The 9,533-nt window shown below is 67.7% G+C and carries 9 protein-coding genes and 1 pseudogene; 2 read left to right on the top strand and 8 right to left on the bottom strand.

The window, feature by feature from the left end; translation table 11 throughout:
* The 8 genes from G3N99_RS28100 to G3N99_RS28065 form a co-directional block, all read right to left on the bottom strand.
* On the bottom strand, positions 1 to 733 hold a 733-nt coding region (locus G3N99_RS28100), incomplete at its 3' end, for a TolC family protein (RefSeq protein ID WP_206124017.1).
* A gap of 13 nt (positions 734 to 746) precedes the next feature.
* Positions 747 to 2,810 carry a MacB family efflux pump subunit gene (locus G3N99_RS28095; protein ID WP_206124016.1) on the bottom strand — a complete coding sequence of 688 codons (2,064 nt, stop codon included), beginning with the start codon at positions 2,808 to 2,810 and terminating at the stop codon, positions 747 to 749.
* Between the two features lie 2 nt (positions 2,811 to 2,812).
* Positions 2,813 to 4,006 carry an efflux RND transporter periplasmic adaptor subunit gene (locus G3N99_RS28090; protein ID WP_206124015.1) on the bottom strand — a complete coding sequence of 398 codons (1,194 nt, stop codon included), beginning with the start codon at positions 4,004 to 4,006 and terminating at the stop codon, positions 2,813 to 2,815.
* Positions 4,007 to 4,301: 295 nt separating this feature from the next.
* Positions 4,302 to 5,030 carry a class I SAM-dependent methyltransferase gene (locus tag G3N99_RS28085; protein ID WP_206124014.1) on the bottom strand — a complete coding sequence of 243 codons (729 nt, stop codon included), beginning with the start codon at positions 5,028 to 5,030 and terminating at the stop codon, positions 4,302 to 4,304.
* 55 nt (positions 5,031 to 5,085) lie between these two features.
* The gene (locus G3N99_RS28080; RefSeq protein WP_206124013.1) at positions 5,086 to 5,667 is read right to left on the bottom strand and encodes an HD domain-containing protein; all 582 of its coding nucleotides are present in this window, start codon (positions 5,665 to 5,667) and stop codon (positions 5,086 to 5,088) included.
* A gap of 107 nt (positions 5,668 to 5,774) precedes the next feature.
* A complete protein-coding gene (locus G3N99_RS28075) occupies positions 5,775 to 5,984 on the bottom strand; it encodes a hypothetical protein (RefSeq protein WP_174946813.1) in 210 nt (69 codons plus the stop codon).
* Between the two features lie 117 nt (positions 5,985 to 6,101).
* Positions 6,102 to 6,668, bottom strand: coding sequence for a helix-turn-helix transcriptional regulator (locus tag G3N99_RS28070; protein ID WP_174985642.1), 567 nt, complete (start codon positions 6,666 to 6,668; stop codon positions 6,102 to 6,104).
* Positions 6,669 to 6,722: 54 nt separating this feature from the next.
* Complete coding sequence (locus tag G3N99_RS28065; protein ID WP_241011885.1) at positions 6,723 to 7,568, bottom strand: hypothetical protein; 846 nt, start codon at positions 7,566 to 7,568, stop codon at positions 6,723 to 6,725.
* Between the two features lie 170 nt (positions 7,569 to 7,738).
* Between G3N99_RS28065 and G3N99_RS28060 the strand changes: the two genes are divergently transcribed.
* Both G3N99_RS28060 and G3N99_RS28055 read left to right on the top strand, forming a co-directional pair.
* Positions 7,739 to 9,142 carry a DUF308 domain-containing protein gene (locus tag G3N99_RS28060; RefSeq protein WP_206124012.1) on the top strand — a complete coding sequence of 468 codons (1,404 nt, stop codon included), beginning with the start codon at positions 7,739 to 7,741 and terminating at the stop codon, positions 9,140 to 9,142.
* 96 nt (positions 9,143 to 9,238) lie between these two features.
* A pseudogene (locus G3N99_RS28055) lies at positions 9,239 to 9,533 on the top strand (hypothetical protein); the annotation flags it as partial.

Below are 9,533 nucleotides of genomic sequence, written 5' to 3'. Positions count from 1 at the left end.
TTATCGCGAGCGCGTGGCGGTTCTCGGTGCGCTGCTGGATCAGTTGCGTCTGCGCGGCGCGTTGCGCGGCGAGGCTCTGTTCGGCCTGCGCAAGGTCGAGCCCCGATACGGCGCCGGCCGTGTGCCGCGACCGGACGACCGCGAGCGTGCGGACCGCATACGCGATGTTCGCGTCGCCGAGCGCGATCTGCCGGTTCAGATAGCCGATCTGCCAGTACAGCGACGCGGTCGTGCCGATCAGCGACAGCCGCGCGGCTTCGAGATCGGCGGCCGTCGCATTGGCCTCCCAGCGCGCGGCGTCGCGCAGCGCGGCCAGCCGGCCCCACAGGTCGATTTCGTAGCTGAGCGAACCGGTGACGCCGCTCGTCCGGCTCATCTGGTGCGTATCGAGCGTGCGCGACACGGCGCCGTTCGCGCCGAGCGAGACGGTGGGCGTCAGGTTCGTATCCGCGAGCCCGGCCTGCAGTTGCGCGCGGTACACGCGGATCGCCGCGATCGCGAGGTCGTTGTTGGCGCGCAGCGCGTCGTCGATCAGCGCGTCGAGTTGCGGATCGCCGAAGCTGCGCCACCAGTTGCGCGTGGTGGCCGGTGCGCTGGCCGCGACCGGTGCTTCCCAATTCGCGGGCATCGCGACGGCGGGCAGCGGTTCATGGCGCGCGCCCGCACAGCCGGCGAGCAACGCGGCCGCGCACGCGAATGCGCCCAGGCGGTGAAGCGGTGAGGAATGCGTCATGGCGGGCCTTGCGTCAGTCGCGCGCGAGCGCATCGATCGGATCGAGCCGCGACGCGTTGCGCGCGGGCATGAAGCCGAATATCACACCGGTGAGCGTCGAGCAGACGAACGCGGTCACGATCGCGCCGGCCGAGAACACCATCTTCCACTGTGCGACGAACATCGAGAACAGTGCGCCGAGCCCGAACGACAGCGCGATGCCGATCGTGCCGCCGAGCAGGCAGACGAGCACGGCTTCGACGAGAAACTGCTGCAGGATGTCGGACTGGCGCGCGCCGACCGCCATCCGGATGCCGATTTCGCGCGTGCGCTCGGTGACCGACACCAGCATGATGTTCATCACGCCGATCCCGCCGACGACGAGCGAGATCACGGCGATCAGCGACAGCAGCAACGTGAGCGACTGGCCGGTCTTCTCGACGGTCTTCACCACGCTGTCCATGTTGTACGTGAAGAAGTCCTTGCGGCCGTGGCGCTGCGTCATCAGCTTTTCGAGGCTTTTCTCGGCGGCGGCGCTCGGCTGCCCGTCGCGCACGCGCACGGTGATGCTGTCGAGATGGCGCTGCCCGAACAGGCGCCCGCTCGCGGTGGTGTACGGCACCCACACGTTCAGACTCTTCACGCTGCCGAACGCGCTTTTCTTGTCGGCCGTCACGCCGATCACGACGCACGGCACGTTGTCGACCAGGATCACTTCGCCGATCGGGTTGCGCGTCGCGCCGAACAGCTTGCGGCGCGTGTTCTGGTCGATCACGGCCACCTGCACCTGGCGACGCACCGCGTCCTCGTCGAATGCGACACCCAGCGCGAAGCGCATCCCGCGCGCCTGGAAGAAGCGGTCGCCGACGCCGCTCACGAGCGCATTGACGTCGACGTTGCGGTAGCGCAGCAGCAGCGTGCGCGACGTTTCGGGCGTCGCGCTGTCGACGTACGGCTGCTCGGCGAGGGCGGCGACGTCGGCGGGCACGAGCGTCTGGATCGCGTCGGCGCGGCTGTCGCCCCAGTCGGTGCCCGGATAGATGTTGATCGTGTTCGTGCCGATGCTGCCGATCTCGTCGAGCATGTAGCGCTTCGCGCCTTCGCCGATCGCGACGATCGACACGACCGACGTGATGCCGATGATGATGCCGAGCATCGTCAGCAGCGTGCGCAACCGGTGCGACACGAGCGCGATCCAAGCCATCCGGCAGGCCTCGGCGAAGCGGCCGGAGCCGGCCGCGAAGCGTCGCGTGCGCGTGCCGGTATCGGCATGCGGATCGGTGTCGACGGTTGCGGGCGGCGTCGGCGTGTCGTGGCGATCAAGTGAGGGTGACTCGCCGGCGGCTGATTCGCTCGCTTCTGCCGCTTCCGCTGCATCGACGCCCGCTTCCGCGAGCGCTTCCGCATAGTGCCGGTTCGGCCGGTCGGCGACGATCTCGCCGTCGCTGATCTCGATGATGCGCTTCGCATGGCGCGCGACGGCCTTGTCGTGCGTGACGATGACGATCGTATGGCCGAGCGCGTTCAGCTCGTGCAGGATGCGGATCACGTCCTGGCCGCTTTTCGTGTCGAGCGCGCCGGTCGGTTCGTCGGCGAGGATCACCTGGCCGCCGTTCATCAGCGCACGCGCGATGCTCACGCGCTGCTGCTGGCCGCCGGACAGTTGCCCCGGGCGATGGTGCGCACGATCCGCGAGCCCGAGGCGCGCGAGCAGTTCGCGTGCGCGTGCGTGCCGCTCGGCGCGCGGGGTGCCGGCATAGATCGCGGGCATTTCGAGGTTCGCGACCGCGTCGACGTGCGGCAGCAGGTGGTAGCGCTGGAACACGAAGCCGAAGTGTTCGCGGCGCAGTTGCGCGAGCTCGTCGCTGTCGAGCATGTGCGTATCGCGTCCGCCGACCGTGTAGGTGCCTTCGCTCGGGTGGTCGAGGCAGCCAAGGATGTTCATCAGCGTCGACTTTCCGGAGCCCGACGCGCCGACGATCGCGACGATCTCGCCCGCGTGGATCGACAGGTTGACGTTGTTCAGGACAACGACATCCTTGTCGCCCGCCGGAAAGCGTCGGGTGACGGCAGCGAGTTTCAGCAGGGGCTGGCTCATCGTCACACCACATCCGCCAGCGGTGCGTGGTCGTCACCGGCCGCTTCGCCGATCACGACGCGTTCGCCGTCCTTCAGGCCGGCCAGTACTTCGACGCGCACGTTGTTGTTGATGCCGATGCGGACGTCGCGCGTTTCCGTGCTGCCGTCGGCGCGCAGCACGCGTACCGCATAGGTGCCGTCCTTGCGTTTTTCGCCGAGTGCGGCGGCCGGAATGTTGAGTGCGTTGCGGGCGTTGCCGAGCACGATGTTGACTTGCGCGGTCATCGAGATGCGCAACCGATGTTCCGGATTCGGCACTTCGAACAGCGCGTTGTAGAACACGGCCGAGTTCGGCTTCGAGCCGCCGCCCGCGCCGCCGCCGAGCGGACTCTGCGCTTCGGCGTAGTTCTGCGGCGCCGGTTCGATCGCGCGCAGCTTGCCGTAGTGGCGCTTGTCCGGTTCGCCGAGGATCGTGAAATACGCGGTCTGGCCGGCACTCACGCGGATCACGTCGGCTTCCGACACCTGCGCCTTCACGGTCATCGTGTCGAGATCGGCGAGCTTCAGGATCACCGGCGCCTGCTGCTGCGCGATCACGGTCTGGCCTTCCTGCGTGACGACCGCGACGACCTCGCCGTCGATCGGCGCGACGATGCGCGTGTAGCCGAGGTTGGCCTGCGCGGTCTCGATCTGGATGCGGGCCGAGCGGATCTGCGCGGCGAGCGACGAGAGCGTCGCTCGCTGCACGTCGAGCGTCGCGCGTGCGGCCTCGAACGATTCGCGCGAGGTCGCATCGTCGGGCAGCATCGCCTGCTGGCGCTTGAACGCGAGTTCTGCCTGCGTGAGTTGCGCGGCGGTCGATTGCTGCTGCGCGCGCAGGCTTTCTTCGCTGGCGCGCGCCTGGCGCAGCGCGTTTTCCGAGATCACGGGATCGATCTCGGCGAGCCACTGGCCCTTCGTGACCTTGTCGCCGAGCTTGACCTTCAGCGACTTCAACTGCCCCGACACCTGCGCCCCGACGTCGACCTGCCGGAAGGCCTGCAGCGCGCCGGTTGCCAGCACCGCATTCTCGAGATCGCCGCGCGAGACGGGCGCGGACAGGTATTGCGGATGCTTGTCGGGCGCGCACGCCTTCAGCGTGACGCCGGCGGCGATCGCGACGATGGCAAGGCTGGCCAGCACGATGCGCCGGCGGCGATGGGTCTTCTGAGTCATGAGCGTGCGGCGAGGATCAGGCGGTGCCGGCGATGCGTGCGGCCGGTCGGGACGATCCGGTCGGCGTCGCATGTCGGGCAGGTTGCCCGCGACGGCATCCGCGTACGCATCGCGCGGGCGTGCCGAGTCGAATCAGCCGCTCATGGTAAGCGAGGACATCACGCCAAATCGTGTGGAAATTGTGCTGAATTGTGCGAACGCTGGCCCGGAGCGGGGGCAGGGCGGCGTCACTATTGCGAACTGTGAGAGCAACGGGCGAAGGCCCGTGCGTGTGTTGCAGCCGCGTTAACGTGCGTCAGCGCTGCGCGGCGATGAGCGCCATCATCGGCCGGTCGCGTTCCTCGTCGAGCGCGGGCAGCGCATCGACCTGTGCCTGCGTCGGCCCCCATTCGTCCAGGTGCGTGAGCGTGAAGCCGCTGCCGATCAGCAGGTTCACGAGCGTGCCGAGCGTGCGGTGCTGCTTGACGACGCCCGGCGCGAGCCAGTCGGTCACGCGCTCGCCTTCGCGCTGATAGCCGTCGAGCGGCCAGGACCGGTTGCCCTGCGCATCGACGACGAAGCCCGGCCGGCGCGGCGCGGTATAAACGGGATGCTCGATCGAGAACACGAGCTGCCCGCCGGGCACGAGCGCGCGATGAATCGTGCGCAGCAGCGTGTCGAGGTGCGCGACGTAGTGGAACGCGAGCGAGCTGTACGCGAGATCGAACGCGGCATCCGGCAGCGTGAGCGTTTCGAGATCGGCGCGGCGGTATGTGATCGCCGGGTGCGCGGCGGTCGAGGCCGCGCGTTCGAGCATGCGCTCCGAGACGTCGATGCCGAGCACGCTGGCCGCGCCCTGGTCGGCCGCCCAGCGGCTGAACCAGCCGTAGCCACAGCCGAGATCCAGCACGTTGCGGCCGTGCAGGTCGGGCAGCAGCGCGCGCAGCGCGGGCCATTCGGGTGCGCCGTCGAGGCCTTGAATCGAGCGGTTCAGGCGGCTGTAGCCTTCGAAGAAGGCCGGGTCGTCGTAGATGTTCTGCGTCATGGGTCAGGCCTCGTGCGGGCAGGGCGCGCGGTGCCGCACGCCCGATCCCGCGAGCTTACGCGTGCGGCCCGCCCGCGTCGATCCGGCGTTGCGTGTCGGCGTCGACGATCTCGCGGATCGCGCTGAACAGCGGCGCGGCGTCGGTATAGCGGCGGCCGTAGCCGAGATTGAATGCGTAGTCGAAATCGGGCGGGTTGCTGCCCTGGTTGTGCTGCAGGATCGTTTCGAGCTTGTCGAGCGCCTTTGCCGCGCGCGCTTCCGGCGTAGCGGCTGCCTCGTATTCATCCCACAGCGCGACGATTTCGTCGCGCTGCGCAGGATCGAGCGATGCGGTCAGCGTCAGCAGGTCGTCGCGTTCGTGCGCGCTTTTGTCGGGGTGTGCGGCCTGTTCGATCGCGGGGATGTCACCGTGCAGCGCCTCGCCGAGATCGTGGACGACGCACAGCTTCAGCAGCTTCAGCGTGTCGATGCCGGGCAGCGCGTCGGCGAACACGAGCGCCATCAGGCACAGCCGCCAGCTGTGCTCGGCCGTGCTTTCCGCTCGCCCGGACGACGTGTAGCCGCTGCGCAGCACATCCTTCAGGCGTTCGGCTTCGCGCAGGAACGCGAGCCGCGCGTGGATCGTATCGGGGGTCATGGTCGGCTTCCTTGTGATGAGCCGTCTAGCGTAATGCGGGGACAAGCGGTTCGTCCACGCATGAAATATGCGTGGTGCGAGCGGGATCGGGGCGCTTTGTCGCGCCGCTACTTCACGAACAGCCCGGCCCAGCAGAACAGCGCGAAGAAACCCGTTTGAACGACGACGATCAGGCTGAACAGGTAGGGGCTGCTGCGGCGCGCCACGCGCCTGCCGCCGGCGTTGGCCACCCCCGAGCGAAGCGCGAGCAGCACGGCGGCGCCCGTATAGAGAATGAACGCGACGATCACGAGTTCTCGCATGACAAACGTCGACATGTGGCCTGTCTCCTGGGCATGCTGCCATTTACGTTCGCATCTTTTGCGTGGCGTGCCGGACACGTTGAAGTAGGCCGCGCCGTTGCCGGTGTACGGTTCTTCATCGCGACCCGGCAATCACGCATCCTGGAGCGTCTCCACGAGCCGCGCGGCAGACCCGTCCGACAACGTCATCCGCGTCCATCGGCACATGCTGCCGCGGATCGGCACGACGCGCGACGCATTGGCGCCCGTATCGAATTCGACGCTCGGCGGCCCTGCGTGGTCATGCCAGCCGAGCGTATCGAGCGCGGTTTCCATGCGAACGATCTCGGGCGTCGCGTAGCGCCACAGCGACGAGCCGAGCAGCATCGACAGCGGTTGCGAGAATTCGGCCGCGCGCGCCGGAGAAGACGCGAGCAGGCGGTGCGTGAGGTCGCACACGAGATGCATGCGACCCGCGCTGCCCGCGACGAGTCGCGCGAGCGCGTGATCGCCGGCCGAATCGAGGCGCGCGGCCAGCAGCCGCTCGGCGGTCGCGCGCTCGTCAGGCGACATCTGCTGGCGGCCGGCTTCCCAGCGCGAGATCGTCGATTGCGCGACGCCGAACAGCTCGGCCGCATGGCTTTGCTTGATGCGGTGCAGCGCGCGCCAGCGCTTGAGTTGCGGGCCGAGCGGCGGCGTATGAAGCGGTGAGGCGGTCATGGCGATGCTCCGTTCGGGGTGTGCGCCGCGTTGCAGCGGCGATGGATGGAATCGTCATTCCCTTGGCGCCTGAATCGCGACGAGTTCGACCGGAACCAATGCTGCGCCGCCGAGGACAAGATCGCCGTCGACGGCGGCCGTGACCGGTGTGGGTTCTATCGCGAGATTCATGATTGCCACAGCCTCCGTCACATGCCGGGCATAAATCGTGTACGGCCGGTCGAGCAGTTGCGCCGCCACCTTGGGCGGTATGTCGAAGCCTTGGGTGGAATAACGCATTCCGGCGATGTTGCCTTCGAGTGCGAGACCGTCGTGCACGGCGACGAACCCATGCGCGGCCGCCGTCACCTGATCGACTGCTGAAGCGCCATCCGGCAGCACGATGCGGTAATGGCCTTTGACGTGACCACCCACCGCCCGGAATCCGGAGAACGACCAACGCAGTGATGTCCGGTAGCCGGCCGACATGGCTGACCGCAGCGTATCCGGCAGATCGAGGACGAAGTGGACGGGGCGGCCCAGCACGATCAGCTTCGCATGGTCTTTCGTGACCATGAAGCCGGTTACCACCTCATCGTACGGCTGTTCCCGAACCAGCCCCGACTTGAAAAACTGATCCTCGGACAGCGGTCGTTCCGTGTGTACTTGCGGTTCGTGGCAGCCCGGCAGCGCGAAGTAGCCTGCGACCAATGCGGCGGCGAGCCAGCACCGGCGTGCGATCGATATGGTCATTGTCTCGTCCCGTCTTGTGCGGTTCGGTTCTTTCGATGCCCTCGTAGCCGGATTCTCGCGTATCCGCCGCACGTTGTCGAACGGGATATCTGCCACGGCAGCGGTCGATGGCCCCTGTCCGTGCCGCGCCGACAACGTTTTCGTCGCGCTTTCAACCGTCTCCGCCATATCTTATTATTCGGCCAGTGCGGGGGGATACCGGCCGCCAACGGTCATGTCGAGGCATGACGCGCCGGTACGAATTACCGCCTTTCGGCTGGCACATTGCACGACGCGCGGTCGAAACGACAGGAAACGCGTGACCAGCGCGTATCCCGAAAAAATGACGAGAGGGCGCAATGGTACGACTGGTCTTGCTGCTGCTGGGCATCGAATACCTGCGCACCCGCTGGCGCGGGCTGACCGTGCTCGGCTGGGTGTGGGTCGTCGCGGGCGTCGTGATCTTCGTCGATGCGCTCGACGGTGCGCTGCATTTTCCAATCCAGATCTTTGCGTGGCTGTTCCTGATCGAGGGGCTCGCGACGCTCGCGGTGGCCGGCAGCGGCGTCGGCGGGCAGCGCATCCTGCGCTACGTGAAGGGGATCGTGGTGGTGGTGGCCGCCGGGCTCGTGTTCGCGGGGCATCACCACGGCCATTTCCTGCTGTCGATGATCTTCGGCACGCTGTTCCTCGTCGACGGGCTGCTGCAGTGCACCGCCGCGTGGATGGTGCGCTATCGCCGCTGGAACGTCGCCTTCGCATGGGGCGTCGTCGAGATCCTGCTGGCCATCTTCTTCTATCAGCCGTACCCGACGCACTATGCGGGCACCGTGCCGTACTGCCTCGGCCTGCTGCTGATATTCGGCGGGATGCACATGCTGAGCCTCGCCGCGCGCGTGCGGCGGCTGACGCGCAATCCCGCGTTCGCGACGTCGCCGGCGCCGGCGCTTGCGCCGGATCTCGACGATGCGCGCGACCTGCCGCATTTCGCGCAATCCGAATGGGACGGCCCGCCGGCCGACGGCGAGCATGCGCTCACCGTGCACGTGTGGACACCGACCGGCACGTCGAAGGCCGAAGCGCAGCGCTATCCGGTGATCGACCGCTATATCGCGGCCGTGGACGTGAACGGCGTGATCTCGACCGGACACGCGGCGCTGGAGTCACCCGAGGGCATCTATATCAGCCTGTATCCCGGCGTCGAAATCGATCGTTCTCCGGACGAATTCACGCGCATCCTGCGCGCGACACGCGAAAACGACGTGCCGGGCCTGTTCCAGCCCGACTACGCGACCGAGTCGACGGCGTGGTGCCCGTCGACCGTGCGTGTGCGGATCCGCAACTACGATGCGTCGAAGCTGGATGCCTTCTGGTCGTCGTACCGGCAGAACCTGACGTACAACCTCACGCACCGCAACTGCTCGAGCACGGTGTCGAACGCGCTCGAAGCCGCACTCGACGGCGCGGTATGGCGGCTGAAGGGCGCGCGTGCCGGGTGGGGCGCGTTCGTGCGGTTGCTGCTCACGCCCGAGCTGTGGGTTGCCGCGCAGATCCGCAAGCGCGCGGTGACGATGGCGTGGACGCCCGGGCTCACGCTCGACTATGCACGCGCGCTCAGCATGCTCGCCGATCCGAGGCCGTTCGCGTGGTGGAAAGTCGCGCGCTCGGCCGTGAAGGCGATCATGGTGTCGCGCCGTACTTGGCGCGAGCAGGACAACGCGGCGCTGTTGCCCGGCGGATCGGAGGCGGCGTCGATGAAGTGATCGCGTGACGCCGGACGCGGGCCCGGCGTCACGGCGGCCGCCACCGTGCGGCCGCGCGATGTTGCCCGCCACGAGAACCCCCATACGCAAACAACAATGAACAAGACGAGAGCATTCCGTATCCTGATTCCCGCTGCGTTGGCGCTGACGAGCGCCGGTTTCGCGCAGGCGAGCGCGGACGAAGTGCCGCGCATGAGCAACGACGTGTACCGGACGTCGGTGTCGTTCTGCTCGAACGTCGCGGCCGCCGAGAAGATCGAGTGCCAGGGCGACATGATCGCCGCGGGCAGCCGGATCGTCGCGGCGATCGGCGGCCTGCCGCCGGCATCCGCCACGTCGATCGACGAAGGCGCGCGCAGCAAGCTGCCGGCGGCGGAGCGCAAGGGGCTCA

Source organism: Burkholderia sp. Ac-20392, from assembly GCF_017104585.1.
GTDB classification, from domain to species: domain Bacteria; phylum Pseudomonadota; class Gammaproteobacteria; order Burkholderiales; family Burkholderiaceae; genus Burkholderia; species Burkholderia lata.
This window is presented reverse-complemented; position numbering and strand designations above follow the sequence as displayed.